This window comes from Okeania sp., from assembly GCF_983059655.1.
The window spans coordinates 1-17,379 of the sequence record NZ_CEZPJD010000010.1; the positions used below are offsets into that span (position 1 = coordinate 1).

The 17,379-nt window shown below is 35.2% G+C and carries 13 protein-coding genes; 7 read left to right on the forward strand and 6 right to left on the reverse strand.

Annotated features, from left to right (window positions below):
• Positions 1-172: 172 nt before the first annotated feature.
• Complete coding sequence (locus tag AC3DU7_RS01500; protein WP_488037601.1) at positions 173-1,789, reverse strand: hypothetical protein; 1,617 nt, start codon at positions 1,787-1,789, stop codon at positions 173-175.
• Positions 1,786-2,994 carry a glycosyltransferase family 4 protein gene (locus AC3DU7_RS01505; protein WP_488037602.1) on the reverse strand — a complete coding sequence of 403 codons (1,209 nt, stop codon included), beginning with the start codon at positions 2,992-2,994 and terminating at the stop codon, positions 1,786-1,788. Before AC3DU7_RS01505 ends, AC3DU7_RS01500 begins: the two co-directional genes overlap by 4 nt.
• A 90-nt stretch (positions 2,995-3,084) precedes the next feature.
• Here AC3DU7_RS01505 and AC3DU7_RS01510 point away from each other — a divergent pair, with 90 nt between their 5' ends.
• The 4 genes from AC3DU7_RS01510 to AC3DU7_RS01525 all read left to right on the forward strand — a co-directional run bounded on the left by AC3DU7_RS01510 (position 3,085) and on the right by AC3DU7_RS01525 (position 6,315).
• Entirely contained in the window at positions 3,085-4,047 is a 963-nt protein-coding gene (locus AC3DU7_RS01510) for a hypothetical protein (protein WP_488037603.1), read from the forward strand.
• A 78-nt stretch (positions 4,048-4,125) separates the two neighbouring features.
• Positions 4,126-5,115, forward strand: a complete 990-nt coding sequence (locus tag AC3DU7_RS01515; protein WP_488037604.1) for a glycosyltransferase family 2 protein — start codon at positions 4,126-4,128, stop codon at positions 5,113-5,115.
• Positions 5,116-5,453: 338 nt separating this feature from the next.
• A complete protein-coding gene (locus AC3DU7_RS01520) occupies positions 5,454-5,762 on the forward strand; it encodes a transposase (protein WP_488037605.1) in 309 nt (102 codons plus the stop codon).
• Positions 5,763-5,808: 46 nt separating this feature from the next.
• Positions 5,809-6,315, forward strand: coding sequence for a transposase (locus tag AC3DU7_RS01525; RefSeq protein WP_488037606.1), 507 nt, complete (start codon positions 5,809-5,811; stop codon positions 6,313-6,315).
• Here AC3DU7_RS01525 and AC3DU7_RS01530 read toward each other — a convergent pair.
• Positions 6,244-6,516, reverse strand: a complete 273-nt coding sequence (locus tag AC3DU7_RS01530) for a hypothetical protein (RefSeq protein ID WP_488037607.1) — start codon at positions 6,514-6,516, stop codon at positions 6,244-6,246. The genes AC3DU7_RS01525 and AC3DU7_RS01530 overlap by 72 nt on opposite strands.
• A gap of 499 nt (positions 6,517-7,015) precedes the next feature.
• On the reverse strand, positions 7,016-8,140 hold the full coding sequence (locus tag AC3DU7_RS01535; RefSeq protein ID WP_488037608.1) for a Rho termination factor N-terminal domain-containing protein: 1,125 nt from the start codon (positions 8,138-8,140) through the stop codon (positions 7,016-7,018).
• 757 nt (positions 8,141-8,897) lie between these two features.
• Between AC3DU7_RS01535 and AC3DU7_RS01540 the strand changes: the two genes are divergently transcribed.
• The 3 genes from AC3DU7_RS01540 (at position 8,898) to AC3DU7_RS01550 (ending at position 14,219) form a co-directional block, all read left to right on the forward strand.
• A complete protein-coding gene (locus tag AC3DU7_RS01540) occupies positions 8,898-9,719 on the forward strand; it encodes a hypothetical protein (protein ID WP_488037609.1) in 822 nt (273 codons plus the stop codon).
• 669 nt (positions 9,720-10,388) lie between these two features.
• Positions 10,389-12,383: an ATP-binding protein gene (locus AC3DU7_RS01545; RefSeq protein ID WP_488037610.1), complete on the forward strand. Its 1,995-nt coding sequence runs from the start codon at positions 10,389-10,391 to the stop codon at positions 12,381-12,383.
• A 915-nt stretch (positions 12,384-13,298) separates the two neighbouring features.
• The gene (locus tag AC3DU7_RS01550) at positions 13,299-14,219 is read left to right on the forward strand and encodes a PD-(D/E)XK nuclease family protein (protein ID WP_488037611.1); all 921 of its coding nucleotides are present in this window, start codon (positions 13,299-13,301) and stop codon (positions 14,217-14,219) included.
• 519 nt (positions 14,220-14,738) lie between these two features.
• On the opposite strand, the gene AC3DU7_RS01555 is transcribed toward AC3DU7_RS01550, so the two are convergent.
• Complete coding sequence (locus AC3DU7_RS01555) at positions 14,739-15,608, reverse strand: hypothetical protein (protein ID WP_488037612.1); 870 nt, start codon at positions 15,606-15,608, stop codon at positions 14,739-14,741.
• On the reverse strand, positions 15,605-17,110 hold the full coding sequence (locus AC3DU7_RS01560) for an AAA family ATPase (protein ID WP_488037613.1): 1,506 nt from the start codon (positions 17,108-17,110) through the stop codon (positions 15,605-15,607). The genes AC3DU7_RS01555 and AC3DU7_RS01560 overlap by 4 nt, the downstream gene beginning before the upstream one ends.
• Between the last annotated feature and the right edge of the window lie 269 nt (positions 17,111-17,379).

Sequence of the window (17,379 nt, forward strand, 5' to 3'; positions counted from 1 at the left end):
ATGCTTTTGGGTTGCCCATACTAACTGTAGTCTATCCATGTGAAAAGCGCTATAGGTTTAATCAGCAAGCCATAATTACAATGCACTACTACCAAAAATTTATCTTTTTCTCTTCTCCTGACTCCTGACTCCTGACTCCTGAATTCTAACTTCTGACTTCTGACTTCTGACTTCATAACAACCCCCCTCGCTGAATTCTCTGCTGTTGTATAGTCTCCTCCTGAGCAAAAGCAGCATCTAGTTGATCCAATAACTTCTCAATCTTTTCCTTTGCCTCCTCGCTAGTCTGAGGTTGCTTCTTTAACCACGACATTGCCCTTCGTCGCCCCTTTTGACTTCCCACAATTAAAGCACCCCAAGCCATTGCATTAGTTTCAGCTTGATTTACCCTTAAAGCAGCATCAACTCGACTTCGGAGACGACCAGTATCATTTTGCAGTAATTTACCAATATCATAAGTGCTGCTCAAGTTATTTTCAAACACACTGAGACTTTCTTGCCAACGACCATCAATTAAACCAGCCAAAACTTTTTGACTTGGACTTGCCCAAGAAGCTATCGCCTGAGCTTCTGTAATTTTGGCATGAAATTTAATTAAATCAAATTGAGCTTGTGCTTTTTCAGGCCATTGAGATTTATCGATTAAATTCTGTCGTAAAGGTTGAATTAAAGCAAAAGCACCAGACCATAAACCATGACGAGCTAGTCTGAGAGTATCTCGATAATCACTATCTTCAATAGGAGTTTCCTCTAGAGAAATTTTCTCTAACTCAATCGGATTAAGTATAAACTTTCGTGGCTGAATCCAATAAATATCAAAATCAGGATCTAATCCCACAGTTTGTTCAACCACCAACTCTGGATCTCCTCCTCCTGTCATTTCCTGCCAGATGGGAGCTTGACCAGCTGCACTTTTCCATTCCAACATCGAACTCAAGTAATTTTTTTTAGGGTTGTAATTTAAAATTTGCCCATAAGGAATAGTTTTATTGTTTTGTAATCTTTGACCACTGACGCTAAACCAAATTCCGGCAGCGGGAACTTTGCCTTGAAAACGACGTACTGTTGTTAAAGGTAAAGGTTGATTTGAGCCTTGGGGAGCAGAGACAGACTCAATAACAAATGAGATGACAAAAGATTCAGCAGGACCCTGAAGTGGTAAAGTATTAACTAATCGAAAATATGGTTTACTTCCTTCTCGTTGGTTAACAGACAAAATTGATTTATAGACTCGTAACTCTACTAATTTCCGACAAGGAGTTTCACAGGGTAAAGAAGCTCTAGAATCAATCTGCTTCATTACTGGCACTAATACATCTGAACCAGAATCTGCGGTTGTACTGGGAAGAGAAAAATTTTCTCCGGTACTAAACCCTTCCTCCTTGATACTAACTTTAATTTGCTCAAGAGTTTGCAAAGATTTATTCCCAGATATATAAAATTGAGTCCACTGTGGTAATGATTGATTAAACCAGACTATAGCATTTGGGTCAGAAATTAACTTGACACTAATCCATGCTCCCATTGCCATTAAACCAGAGCCACCAAATAATAAACTTACCCCTGCCCATTCAACAATCCATTTTTTCCAAGGTAAGGATGTTAAAGAAAACTTTTGAGATTTAGATAATTTCCTCTGATGTCTAGATTTAGAAACAGACGTTATTCGGCTAATTTGTGGAGTTTTCTTACTTCTAGGATAATCAGATTTCTGAGCTGTTTTAGTAACTTTGGGAAACTTAGCTTGATTGTAACTGGCTTTGGAGTCGTGAATCTTTTTTTTCATCATCCTAGCAATACCTGCTCATAGCGCTGACCTTGAACTTCCCAAGTATACTCCGTTTCTATGAGCGATCGCCCATTTTTTGATAACGTTTGTCTCAACTGCCCATCCTCAAATAACCGGCTAATGGCCTCTACATACTCTACTATTTGATTTGCTCTTAATGCTCTTAGTGGTGTATTTGCACCATCAACTGCTAGACCTTCTAAACCACGGTCACTGGCCACAACAGGTGTACCTGCTGCCATTGCTTCTAAAGTTTTATTTTTAATTCCAAAACCAGTACGCATCGGAATCACACAAACGGTCGCTTGATGCAAATATTCTGCCATGGAAGGTACGCGACCTGTAACTTTTACTCCTGGGCAAGTTGAAAGTTCCTGCACTTCTGGTACTGGTCTCGCTCCTACCAGAGCTAAAGTTGTATCAGGATAACGCTCTTGTACCTTGGGTAATATTTCCAAAGTCAGAAAGCGAACCGCATCAATATTAGGAAAATTATCCATAGCTCCCACAAAAATTAATTGATGTCCCCCTGGATCGTTACTTCGATAAGAAAACTGAGAAAAATCTACCCCATTAGGAATAACTGATATTTGACTATTGGGGTTAAACTCTTGCAGTTGTTTCCCGTCTTCTTCAGTTGTTGCGACTATACAGGAAAATTTTGAGCAGTAGCGTTTTTCATAACGAAGCAGTAATGGAAGATTCAGTCTATCTCGCAATGGTTTTTCTGCTGTGCCAGTTTCTAACTGTTGCCTACAAGTACCATAAACCGAACTATGGACATTAACTAGAGTTTTTAGTTGTTGTTGCCATTCCGGGCGAATATAAATTTCATTCACACAATGTTCGCAAGTAATGGCCTCACATTTACCTGCTGCCACAAACTCATTTACCCAATTTTGCATTGCTGGTGAATATATAGAAAGAACACTTGGTGGAGTACCTTCAATCAGAAAATTACTAAAACGTCTTAGTTTTACTAATGTTCCCTGATTTGGTTCTTGGGGGCGCGGAAATACGGCCAACTCTTCTACATAAGACCGCAATGAATCTATTTCTGAGTCATTGACATCTGGAGACCGTTGTGTTACCAAAGTAACAGAGTGTTTTTGACTCAAATATTTGAGTAGATTAAAAGTTCTAACTTGAGTACCACCTCGACTGGGAGGATAAGGAAAGGTGGAGGAAAGCATTAGGATTTGCATACAGTTAGTAAGTTCCTCTAGATTTTTCTTTATATACAGGTAATTTATTATATTTAATGGCAATATTATATTATGAATTTTAGTTAGATTTTGAATATTTTAATTTTACAAATAGATTTTATGGTGGAAAAGTCACTGATAGTCAAAGCATTAAAAAAACCAAATCTAGCCTTGAAGAAGGGTAAACGTTTTCTCGCACATAATCTTGAAGATTTGATCAGAATTATTACCCAGCAACACAAACTTTCAGCAATAGTTAATCAAAAGGAAATTCGAGTAGCAGGCATGAAGCGAACTGGGAATCATGCAATTATTAACTGGGTCAAAAGTCAACATGAGGGTAAAGTGGAATTTATTAATAATGTTGTAGCCAATCAAAACCCCTACCGCTATAAGTATGAAAATCTTCGAGATAAATTTCCAGAACATAAATGGGCAATAGAAAATAACCGCCAACAAGCTAAGGGAAATTTTATTAAAAGAGATTGTTTGATTTATAGCTATGAAGATTTTCCCTTGGAGCAGATAGCAAGCGATAAATTCGAGCGTAATCACGATCTATACTTAGGAAAAAGTGCTACGAGATACGATTTACTTATTATTAGAGACCCTTTTAATCTTTTTGCAAGTAGACTCAAGATATCTTCTAAGGCGACGCATTTTTTATCAGTAAATTCTCCGAATAAAACCATGATTGATTTATGGATCGATTATGCAAAAGAATATTTAGGAGAAACAAATTATCTCAAGCACAACAAAATTTGTGTCAATTATAATCAATGGTTTGCTGATGTTGAATATCGGCGAAACATTACTGATAAACTGCAAATAGCATTTTCTGATGCAGGAATAGATCGGGTAACGAGTTTTGGTGGAGGTAGCTCATTTGAAGGAAAAAAATTTAATAACAAAGCAACATCAATGGATGTCTTAAATCGATGGCAAAAAGTAGTCGATAACCCTCAATACAAGAAGTTTTTTAATCAGGAAATATTTGAATATTCAGAGAAAATATTTGGTCATATTCCCGATACAGAATCTTTAATGAATTAGGAAATGATTGGTAGCAATTTAACCATTATTTATCATTCAATACTGGGTTAATTATCTATTGAAATTATGTAATTTATTATGGTAAAAGTTAGCGTTTGCATTCCCACTTATAATCGAGCGAATTTGCTGCCTTATGCAGTAAATAGTGTTTTGAATCAAACTTATGATGATTTTGAATTAATCATAACTGATGATGGTTCAAAAGATAATACTGCTGAAGTAGTTAGTCAGTGGAATGACTCTAGAATTCACTACATTCAGCATCCTCAAAATATTGGACGTAGTAAAAATATGCGTTCTGGTTTTGATGCTGCTACAGGAGATTATTTTATCAAATTTGATGATGATGATGCCTTGACTCCAGAGTTTTTAGAGAAAACTGTGGCAGTATTAGATGAGATGCAAAATGTAGATTTTGTCTGTACAAGTCATTGGGTTATTAATGAAAAAAGTGAACGGGAAGAAGATGCCACTAGAGAGAATGCAGCTAAGTGGGGAAAGGATAAGTTGGAGCAAGGAATTATCCCTAACCTGCTTAAAGAAACATTTGAATACCAAAGTTTGCAGGTGGGTTCAACTTTGTTTCGTCGCTCTTGCCTACAAGAAGTTGACTATATGCGGCCTGAAGCAGATGGATGTGAAGACTTTGATTTGCTGGTCAGATTAGCAGTAATAGGAAAAGTTGGATATTTTATTCCAGAATATCTGATGGAATATCGTTTTCATAATCTTCAAACCAGTTTAAAACAAGATATTCACTTTTTATCTGCTAAAACTTTCTGTATTAATAGTTACAAATTTGACGACCAGAAATTAGAAAAATCACGTTTATTTAAGTTAGCAGAGACAAAACAAATTCTAGGAATTAGATTAATTGAAAAGGGTGAAAGTGTTAAAGGGAGAAAATTACTACAAGAATCAAGTCAAATACTAGGAACTTCATCCAAGACTAAATTTGCTTTAGTACTATCTTACCTACCCTTAAATTTACGACAATTTGCTTTGCAAAGTTTTAGGAAAGTTCGCCCTCAAGACTATGCCGATCGAGTTAGAAAAGCAACTACTTAAGTTGAAAATAACTAGTGTCGCTATGCGGAAGTCAAAGGTCAATCATTTTTGATTTGTAATTGTTTTAGGATTTTATAACTGGTCAGTTATTTCCGCCATCCTGCACTAGGTATAATTTTTTAGCGATCGCCACTCGATCAATCTTTCTATAAAATGATGATTACTTGATATTGGCTTAGTAATGATACAGGCCAATTTTTATTAACTAAAACTAGAGTAGATATCATATTCTTCAATATTAAATGTTTCGTAATTTTTGAGGTTATCTTTCTTCCAAAATCCATCTCTCCTTATAGAACCCATTTGGGATCTTTCTGAGAGAGTATAATGGATAGAAAATGCCATACTCAAGTAGCTTGACAGACAGCGAGTGGGCTTTAATTGAACCACTGCTGCCCAAAAAGAAAAGAACTAAACCCCCTAAATGGAGCAAAAGAGAAATATTGGATGGTGTTCTCTACCAGCTCAAGAATGGTTGCAACTGGTGTGATTTCCCCTGGAGTTACCTCCTTATTCTACAGTATTCTGGCATTACAAACAGTGGCGTATTGGAAGGAGTAATTGAGAAAATTAGAGATGTATTGCACGCCAAAGTACGCCAACAAGTAAAAAAAAAAGCGATCGGGGACGACTCTAATCATTATTGATTCACAAGCGGTGAAAAATACTTGTAATGCTGGTGTAGACTCATGCATGATTTTTTTTACAAGGCTACTAACGGAATTAAGAGACCGGAACGCAGTAGATAGTCTAGGCTTTCCCTTTTTTGCCCATTGTACCAAGGCATCAGTGTCTGATGATGTGGGATTAATTGAAATGTTGTCTGACAACATTGATTATTTTAAGTCTAAACCGGTCAATATTCCTAAAATCACCATCCTTCTTGATAATGGATATCACCCGGAAAAATTAATACAGGAGTTGAAAAAAATTTATCCAGCTATTATGACCAAGATTCGATTTAAACTCTCGCCCAAACCATCGAAGGCACAGAAAGAAAAGCAAGGAAAAACAGGATTTATCCCAGTTAAAGCAAGGTGGGTGATAGAAAGAACCTACTCCTGGATGGAAAGATGCAAAAGCTTGGCAAAAAATTTTGTTTGCGGAGCATTCCGTAGGAAAAGAACCTTAGAAAATGCCACAGCCAAGGTCAATCTTTGTTTTGTTCGACTGCTGCTTAAGAGATTGGCGATCGCCTGATTGTCGAAAAAAAAGATCCCAAATGGGTTCTATATCATTGGATTGATGATTACTGCCTTCTATTGCTATTTCGGGATTACCAGGCTGTCCGAAAAATCTTTTAACCGGACATGAAATTAATTCAGCAACTAATCGAGTCAACCAAGTATTTCCACTCTTAGGGTATCCAACAACTAAAACTTCTTGAGTAGCTTGTTCCATAAGAAAATGTGAATTAAGCCTTACTTATACATTAGTTAGTAGATTCCATTTTACCTCGGGTTTTAGATGAGCGATCTTCAAGATGTTAAGCTTGGCAAAATGGTCTTAAAAGCTGGTCTATATCGAGATATATTTATACTCGTACTTTCTACAGTTCAAAGTCAAAAGTTAATTACCCGATTTGTTATCAGTAAGTAACTCTTGACTTATTAGATAGGTAATTACCGTTCTATTAAACTTATCCCAATTTACCCAAAATAATATTTGAGTTTTGGAGATTAATTTTCCACTTCTTGTGAGAACTGAGGTACTATAGTCTTTACCACGATACTTGACCCAAGCTTCATATCTCTGGGAACCTTACCTACTATTTTTCTGTGTTAGCTTGGTTTTAGCTTTATACAAACTTAGCTAACAATTGGTTTTTTGCGAGTACCGATCTAGTTTTGTCCAATTATTTGACTTTGCTTTCTAACACTTCTGCCAGCAGCACTTAGTCTTAACTGGCAGCGTCAGCTTCTCGGAGAGCTTTGAGAATTTCAGGACGTTTCATACGCGCATAGCCACGAAGTTTCCGCTCTTGGGCGATTTTCTTCAGTTGCCTGAGTGATTTGGTATCATAATCATCCATGGGAACTTCTGGTTCTACAGGAGCTGCTTGGGCTTTAGTTTTTCTAGTAGTAGTTTTTGTTGTACTGGCCTTAGACCTCGATGAACCTGTAGAACTTGGTTTACTTTTGGTTGTTGTCTTACGTGCTGTCTCAGTTTTAGCTGCAACTTTTTCAGTAGAATCAACATCTGGTATTGTCTGTAATTGACGTCGAACTGCAGATACTTGAGTTTTTAAGTCATCTTCCATATCTTGAACTGACTGGGAGCACTGATTAATTGTTTTGACAATTCCTTCAAGTTTTTTCTCTATTTGTTTATCGAGATCGTCAAGTTGCTTTGATAATAAGTCCACATTCACTCCAGATAAAGAGTTAGAAGTTGTTTTTTTTGTTGTTGAACTTGTGATTTTTCTTGCCAATTTTTCTACCTTATCGTTAACTGAATTTTCTAGATTTGTAATCAAATTTTTGAGCTGTTCAATCTGAACAACATCCGTCCCTCGATCCTGCAAAGATTTTACTTGTTTTTTGAGTACCTCCTCATTTTTCTTGATAGATTGATCGATTTTTTTTGTGAGAGAATCTACTTTTTTATCGAATGATACCTCAAGTTGCTGCATTAGATTCTCAAAGTTTGGTGTTTCTATAACAGGTGGTTTAGTTAGCTGCTCTATTTCTGCCACAGCTATCCTTGCTTGTTCATCTGTCATTTCATAAATCCAGGCCCATAGTTCCTTGATTTCAGCTTCTTTTGCAACTTGATACCAATCAGCACCACGAACGATTTCGTACTGCTGCTCGGAATCATCATTCTCTGTTAATCTGACAATTAATGGGATTAAGTTACTCCCTTGTTCAGAAAGACTTTTAACTAGGGCTTTATATCTTTCCGCAGGAATATCTCTCACCTGAGAGTCTGGTACAGTAATTTTGGATATGGGAGTTAATTCCAAACTTACTGGTTGTACTGGTAAATCTTCTTGTCGATTTTTTCGCTTTGTTGATGAAACCATTTGCTTACAACTTTTCCTTGGTTCCTAAAATCAAATAAAGGTTTTGGGCTAATACTGCCTAGATAGCATTCTCCCGGTGACATTTTCTTTGTGACTCCTCTTTATCACTTTTGAGAAATTCAAGATTTCAGCTATTACAGCTATTGGGAAAATCATAAATTTCATCACAGTTTGATCAAATAGAATTAGGTGCTGGGAGTTCGCAAATTGTCTAGTTATGCCAAACAGGACTTATGATTATTGCATAATCTGGGAAATTATAATTAATTTTTAGGCTAGAAATTCATACAGTTATAAGTTAAGTACGATCTCCAACATTACTTTTTTTGGCTTGTTGGTTTTTGCTATGCCTTAGTATATTTTTTTTATTACCCAGATTTTACTTTCACAAAGTTACTTTAGCATACTTTCATTTACTATGGAAGACAATTAATTACGATCTTAGTAGCAATTGATTTTTTGCTATGAACTCAGCGAACACTTACTACCTTTTGTTGCAGTTATCAATATTAATACTACAATTTAACTAGGTATTGCCCAGTTTGGACTGTAGGAATGGCGATCGGCTTAAATTGCTCTGAACTGAATTAACTGATGGCAGTAAATTTTCTGGCCATATCAGAGAGCGATCGCATAACTCTATTCAAGTGTCTGAAGTTATTTTTTAACTTTTTTGCACAAAATAGTCAAGGGGTACCTATCTGATTAATAATAATATTAATGGGCTGATTTTTGCAAGTGAGGAAAAGACGATCGCATGGATGTTAAAGATTTAAAATTTCTGTTAAAATTACTGGGCTATCCAAATTATCAAGTATCTATTACGAAAATCAACCTAGAGTCTGAAATGAAGGTCTCTGATAAAAATCAAATTTGCTCTAGACTTGGCGATCGAGGGTTGGTAAAATTTACTCGAGAAGTTACAAAAATTAATATAAAACCCAAAGGAAAATCACTCCTAAATAATAAAAAAGCTGTTAATTCACTCACCACAGAAGAATTGAAAGTTTTGAAATCTACTACTAAAGGTGCTATTTCTCCAGCAGAGACTGGTCTTGATAGTAGCTATAGGAAAGCTGTTATCACAGACTTACTAGAGCAAGGTTTGATTAAAGTTATCGATCAAAAAATCAAAGATGTCTGGTTGACAGAAAAAGGAAAGAAATTTTTGTGCCAAGAATATTCTTCTGGCAGTACTGCAAAAGAGATATCTTTAAAAATGTTAAGCGACTATCTTGATTTAATGCGTAGCAACTTTTCACTTTACCTCCCTCAACAAGAAAAACAGCAGTTTTCCCAAATGCCTGACAAACCTACAGATTCTGAGATTTTAGCTGTGATTCGAGACCTAGACCAAAATCTAGGCACAAATAACTATCTACCTATTTTTCATCTGCGACACAAATTACAACCTCCTTTATCTAGAGAAGAACTAGACTTAGCACTTTACCGTCTAGAAAAAAGTGACCAAATAGAATTAAGCTCCTTACAAGAAGTCAGCTCTTACACTCCAGAACAAATTGAAGCAGGTATACCTCAAGATATTGGCGGAAGTTTATTTTTTATCATTCCCTACTAGATTTTTCAGGGTTGGTGATTTGAGGTATGATGTTTTGTGCCTCTTCAAAGGGGCTACGCTAACGAATAAGAGCGGGAACAAAAAACCTTCTCCTTTTTTCCCTCCTGACTCGATCCTCTCCCTCCTGGAAGCCACAGATGGGTGACTTCTAAATAGACCTCTCCGGAAAAGAGGGAGTAGGGAGTAGGGAGTAGGGAGTAGGAGGAAATAATTGATGATTTGTGCGTATGAGATTGATTTTATTTTTGATTATCACCAGATGTCTAATGAATAAACGAAGGCAGCTATGCTGAGTACTGAGGACAGAAGGAACAATTGGATAGGGTTTCTGAACCCAAGCAATTGTAGACATTGAGGATGGGGTTTTATCAAAATAACATGGGTCTAAAACCCCGCCTTTTAAGGCGCAATATTTTTGGAGCCTTGCTCAAATCCCCGTTACAAAGATAACTTCTGACTTCTGACTTCTGACTTCTGACTTCGTTAAACCTTTGTTCCTTTCGGTCACTGGCAGAGGGAGAACAATTCCCTTCTGCCTTCTACTTCCTGCCCTTTGCCTTTCCTGGTAATTAAGATTAATATCATACACGCGCTTCAGCAACACCAATTTTCCTATATCTGCTATCGTAATTCTCTAACTCTACCAAAAAATCTTACCAGTTTATAACTATGGCATCTATAGATCGGATTATTCAAGGAGAAGTTAATCCTTTTGACCCAGTCAGTCTTTATACTATTAATTTTTGGCAGGAACAACAAAATCCTACCCTAAATGTTGATTCTATCCATCAAAATATTATCTCCGGTGTAGAAACAGTACTAGAGCAGGTTGCCCAAGAACATCGTCCCCGAACATTGATACTGACTGGTGACTCTGGGTCTGGTAAAAGTTATCTTTTAGGGAGAATCAAAAAATTATTCAACACAAAAGCCTTTTTTGTCTATATCGATCCCTGGCCTGATAGTGATTACATTTGGCGTCATATTCTGCGTCAAACAGTAGATTCTCTGATGAAAACTCCGGAAGGTCAAACAGATTCTCAGTTGTTACTATGGTTAAAAGGTTTATTGGCTTTCCAAAATAGTAGTTTACTGAAAAAAATTATTGGTGAAAGAAGAGTATTTATTAGAAATCTCAAAGGTATTTATGCTTCTGGAATTTATAATCCTAATGATTTTTTCAGCGCCCTTTATCATCTGTTAAATCCAAATTACATATCGATTGCCTGTGAGTGGTTACGGGGGGATGATTTGGACGAAGATGATTTAAAATCTTTGGGGATTAAAAATAGTATAGACTCTGAAGATTCTGCTCAGAAAATTATGACTAATTTGGGTATTATTTCGGCTGCATCTCAACCTATTGTTTTATGTTTTGATAATCTTGATAATATTCCTCGGTTATTAAATGGTTCTTTGGATTTGCAAGCTTTATTTAATGTTAATTCTAGTATTCATACTCATTATCCACAAAATTTTTTGATCATTATTAGTATTATTACGAGTACTTGGAAACAAAATTCTGAATTGATTCAACCTGCAGATAAAGCTAGAGTAAATGCTGGATATTTTCATTTAAAGCCGATTACTTTAGCACAAGGAGAATGTTTATTAGCAGCTCGTTTGAGCTCTTTGCATTTTATGGCTAAACCCAAGCCTGAATCACCTATATTTCCTTTGTCAACAGAAATATTAGAAGAAAAATTTCCTAGGGGTAAAACTCTACCTCGCAATATTTTAGAATTGGGACGTAAGGAATACGATCGATATAAAAATCAATTATTAGATGATCCAGAAAATTCTCAAGAGTTAAAACCAGAAACACAATTAGCGACTTTTAAGTTGATTTGGCAAGATCAATATAGAAAAACTAAGAAAAAAATCAATAAAATTACCGATCTAGCAGCACCAGAATTGATTAAAATGCTACAAGAAGTATTAAATGCTGTGAAATTTCAGGAGGTAAAAACTAAATTATTAAGTGGCAAATATGCTAGTCATTCTTTGAGTTATAAACAACAAAATAATGAGGAAATAATTGGTGTGATTTGGACAGAAGATCCAAATATGAATAGTTTTTATAATACAATGAATGGTTGCCAGAAGGTGGTGGGTCAAAAGTTATGTCAAAGCTTATATTTAGTGAGAGCTGCTGAGGTGGGAAATGCTAAAAATATGAGCAATAAAATATATAGAAAAATTTTTAAAGGTAGATTGAAAAATCTTCATATTCAGCCAAATCTGGAATCTGTATATTTTTTAGCTACATACCATAGTTTGGTAAATGCTGCTCTCGCAAATGAATTAACTATAGAAGGTAAGGTTATTAGTCTCAAAGAGTTAGAAGAAATAATTTGTGAATCACAAATTTTCAACGACTGTAGCTTATTGCAAGATTTATCTGTAGTCGATCTAGCAGATAGTCAAGAACAGAAAAGTGATTCAGATTTAGATGAGGTGAAGGATTTTGTGGTAAATTTAATTGAAACACAATGTTTTATGGAACGCAAAAACATAATTGAGAATATACTAGATAAATTTGTCAATATAGAGCAGTCAAAAATTGATACAATTATTGAAGAGCTTGAAGGAGAACAGAAAATCAAAAATATGACTCCTACATCAAAATTAGATCGACAATTGATTTGTTTTATTCCTAGTTAATAATGAACATAGAATATAATGTTAGGAATGATCGATGAAAATTAATATTTAGTAGCTAAAATTGATGAACTTTTGAAAAATTTTTAGACACTATTTGTAAAATCAATATTAAGATATTATGGATCGATATTCAGCTCAAAGTGTGAAGGAGTCCATGGATTAAAATAAGCATGACAGAATAGCAGGAGTGTTTTATTCTCTATAGATACGGGGACGCACCAGACAAACCAGACACGGGGATGGAGGCTTTTAATTTATGATTAAAAGTTGACTTTTCACCCAAAGAAGTAGAACTGGCCATAACTTTCTCCTCATCAGGTTTTGAGAGAAACGCGAAAATTTAGAATGAAACAGCCCTGACAGAATAGTGTATCGATATTCAGACTTTATCAGTTATGCTGACAAATATAAAATATCTTTAGCACCAACCGCTAGAAGCCCCGCGCTATATCCTTCCGGATTAGCGATGGGATGAATGGTGGGCAAAATGCTGCTAAAATAAATGATGTAGGTAAAGTTATTTCAAGAGCTAACCGCCACCTACAAAACGAACCTAGACAACTGAAGGTAGGGGGTTTTACAAGGAATTGTGCATTCAAGGTACAGCCTCTTGTATGTAAAACTTTCAAGGAACGTAGGTAGAGCGAGAAATTAATCTCTACTCCTTCTCCGGTGGGGTAGCACGGGGAAGTAAAACCAGAGTTTCTCCTGCGGAGACGCTTCGCTAATGTGAAATGTCTGACGGGTTGCCGGGAGTCAACGAGAAGCCCGTGCTATAGCTCGCAAGAGTTTAGCGACGGGAGCTGTCACTGTATTCAGAACACTCCTCTATTCCCTGTTCCATACTTCCTGATACATTCAATCTCTTAGTGATATTAACTGCTGAAAAACCTGAAAAATCAGGATAGTTTGTCAATGCCAATAACTAATAAACCTCAACTACAGTCTCCGCCATTCAGTGTTACAAATGTAAAAGTTGCTTTTGAATGCCCACGTTTATTTTATCTGAAACAACGTTTTGGGGGCGAGCATTTGTTTTTGTCAAAAGATTATATTCAGGAAATTGATAGTGCTTTTCTCTACTTAGCCAATCAGTTGATGAATATGATTAGGCAGGAGTCTAAGATTCAAGCTTTATTTGAGGGGCAGTTTGAGGAGTTGATGGTAGAGGCGATCGCTCATCAAATACAACAATTATTTTATGAGTTAATTTTCTTTCCTTATTTGGACACAAAAATTGCAAAAGATTCTAGTCTAGCAACAGCATTCTATCAAATTTGGCAGCTATTAACTAAACTAATTTTAAATATATCTAAAATCATTGTTAAAAATCGACGTTACTGTCATGAAAATGTTGTAGTTCGTCGTACATTAATGACCAGGGAAATACTGCTAGATTATACTTTTAAAATAGCAGATGGTAAAACTCAAAAGTTAACGGGAAAAGTTAGTAATTTAATTTTTGATTTTGAATCTCGTCGTTTATTTGTGGTTAATTATCAGACTTATGAAACTGTAGAAGTATCGTCTCAGCTAGTGGCGGTTGCTTTGTATAGTTTTCTACTTAAGCAAAAGAAAAAAGTGCCTGTTGATGCGGTTATTTATTGGGTTTTGCCTGAATTTGCAGAGTATAATTACTCATGGGAAAAGTTAGAGAATGTGGTTGAGAGTTTAGTTCCTGCTAAGTTGCAGGATATGCGAGAGTGGTTAAAGTGGGAGGAGTTTCAACCCGATCCACCTCCACGGACGGAGCATGAATATTTGTGCGATATTTGTCCTCAGAGGGAAAGGTGTCAGAGTTTTTTTGATGGGGGTGATTCAACAATTAATAATTAATAATTAATAATTAATAATTAAGGCTTGCTGATTAAATATCAAAGCGTTGATATGTAAAAATTTTAGCATTTTTTAGTTGAAAAAAGTGCAAGTTTTTAGGTCTAAAGAGCTGCAAAAAGCTAGTATTTTGGGAGACTATGGGAGAACAATATTGGGACGATTATTCTGACTAATTCTTCTATAATTCCCACTCCTCCTGTTTGCGGAGCATTCCGCAGGAAATTCTGGCTCCTCCTCTGAAAAAAAGACTTTTATCAGCAAACCCTAATTAGGGCTTGCTGATTAAATCTCAAATCACTGCTAAATAAAGATTTTAGCCTTTTTAGAATCTAAAAAAATGCGCCTGTTTTAATCCCGAACCCTTAAAAAGTGAGAATTTTGGGGTGATTATAACAGAAAAATCAAAGAACAATTATTCCTTCTACTTTCTCTGTTTCCCTTTCTTCCCACACTTCCCACCCCCCACACTTTGCTTTTTTCAGCAAACCATATTTATAATGGGGATGCGATCGCTAAAACCTACTTTGGTATCTCTGCTATTTTTCTGAGTTTATCGTAAGTTGTTTTACCAAAGCCCGAAACTTTCAATTTTTTATCCTTGCTTTTTGCTAATTGCTCAAGGTTTCTCCAAGTTAGGTCTTCATAAGATGTTTTCCACTTCTGAATAGCATTCCACGCTGCTGTAATTTGTTTATAGTTTACTCTTAAATCGCTCAATTTTTCTTCAATTTCTGTCTTGTTTGCCTCCAGTAAATTCAATTTATGTACTGAAACTGTTGCTGGAGGTGGTTGAAAATTAGAACCTGGCTGTTTTTGTATTTCCTCTACTTTATTAGATAGTTGATCGACTATAGTAAACAAAACTTCTAGCTGTTTTTGGATAGTATTTGTATTATTTTCTGCTTGAAATTTCGTTGCTAATTCGTTTAATTTTGTTGTCATTGGTTGCAATTTTTTATCCAGTTGACTATTTAATTCTTTTGTCAAATTATTAAACATTTTCGTTAAGTCAACTTGACTATCTCGAACGTCAGAAGTAACTTCTAGATTTTCAGCTATTGGAGTCTCTAAACTTCTCAAAATTTCCTGTTGTTTTATGATGTTTTCTTCCTGTTTTTCTGTAATAATAAATCCCCTAATCATACCTGAATGTTCTGGGTCTATTTCTGATGCTTTAATAGTTGCATAATACTCAAAATTACCTGTGACAATTTCACAACTTTCAATACCTGTTCTTTTCAAAATAATAGGTCTAACCACGCCTCCTACAGTCATAATTAAGTTAGCCATATTATCAATTTTATCTGCTGAAAACTCAGAAATATCAACTTTTGAAGTGATATTATCTAGGTCTACTAAGGAAGTAGAGAAGTTTATGTTATCGCTCATACTTTGGAAATAATTTCTGTTGCTAAATTTTCAAATTCTTCTACTGAAGGTTCATCTGATTTGTAGTCAAAAATCGATTTAGGATTAGGAACTTCTATATCATCTATCAAAATAGTTCTATCTAGACATTTAGCTAAATCTTCTCTTTGAAAAATACAGCTATTCATCAGTGGCAAATTATAACGTTCTTGAATAATTGCTTTGCGACGAGGTAAAGTATATTGAATATATCTACTGTTAGTAGGAATTTTGGAAGGTAAAACACCTAATATATTAATTTCTGGGATCACCATTTGTTCTCTAAATTCATTCACTTCTTCAATGAAATTTTTAACATTAGTCAATCCTGTATTTGCAAAAGCTTTCAAGTCAGAAGGTATTATAAGATAATCTGTACTAATCATAGCTATCCTAGCATAAAGATTTAGTGAAGGTGGTGTGTCAATAATTACAAAATCATAATTATCTTTAGCATCTAATAATTTTTTTCTTAATCTTGTTTTTGCTGCATCGATTTCTGCTAGTTCTTTTTCCCATTTCATTAAAGTGATATGAGAGGGGATGACATCAATTTCAGGATTATTAAACTGAGATTTGTAAACGACTTCAGCGATGGTAAACCTCTTGGGATTTCTGATGACATGATAAATAAATTTATCTTTTAAATTATCATTTTCTTCATCATCAAATTTAGCTAAACCTGTAGCAAATGTTGTATTTGCTTGACTATCTAAGTCGATCACCAAAACTCGATAACCTTTTTTACTCAAAGCAGCAGCTAGATTAACTACTGTTGTTGTTTTGCCTACGCCACCCTTATTGTGATAAACAGCAATTACTTTCATAGGATTTATTCTACTTTGATCAATTAGATTATAATCTGTTTCAATATTTACTAATTTTGCCCGATATTCCGACGCATTACTAATATTTTTTTTAGTGTCAAATTGAGGAGCAATCGCCTGATTTTCATTCTCTTCGTTTCCAGGCTTTTGTGTCTCATTAATTAATTTAATAGTATTTTTATTGACTTGTTGGTCAGTAATTTCTGTTGTCTGATAATTCTGATTTTGCCCTAAATAATCTCGACCTATTAATGCTTTAATTTCTTCTATTTTTTTATCAACTTCGCTTCCCCAACAACTAAAAACTAACTCAATATCATTTCCTACTCTTTGATAAATTCTAATTTCTTTAGCATTAGTTAACAAGCCATATTTCACATTCATACTTGTTAAATAACGCTTGAGTTTTCGTTGATGGCGGTCTAAATTTTGTCTTGGATGTTTTGCCTCCATAACTAAACTCAATGGAGATTCTGCATTGAGACGAAAAGGTAGTTTCTGAACAGCAAATGATAAAAAGTCTAAACGGATACTACCAAATGTTACTTCTTGATGCCAATGTTCGATATCGTATCCCAATTTTGGCAGTAGATAACTAACAATTAGTTTGCTTTCTACTTCACTTTCGTTGCGACATAAGCTTGGATTAAAACTCAAAATGATATAGCACTACGTGCCAGGGAATAGAGAATAGGGAATAGTAAACTATAAAAGGGTTTTAGCATTGAAAAATGTCCTAACCAATTCTTATAGTGCTATATTCCTGAATAAAAAAGCGGTCAGCACTCAGCAAGATTGTTTTTTTTAGCTTAGAAAGGTACTTTAACCTAGAGCTGCTAAAAGCTGAAGTTCACAGTTTCGACTGAGGAGGATAGCTGACCGCTAACTGCTAATTCAAACTAATAGACCTCTCAAAAAATCCTGAT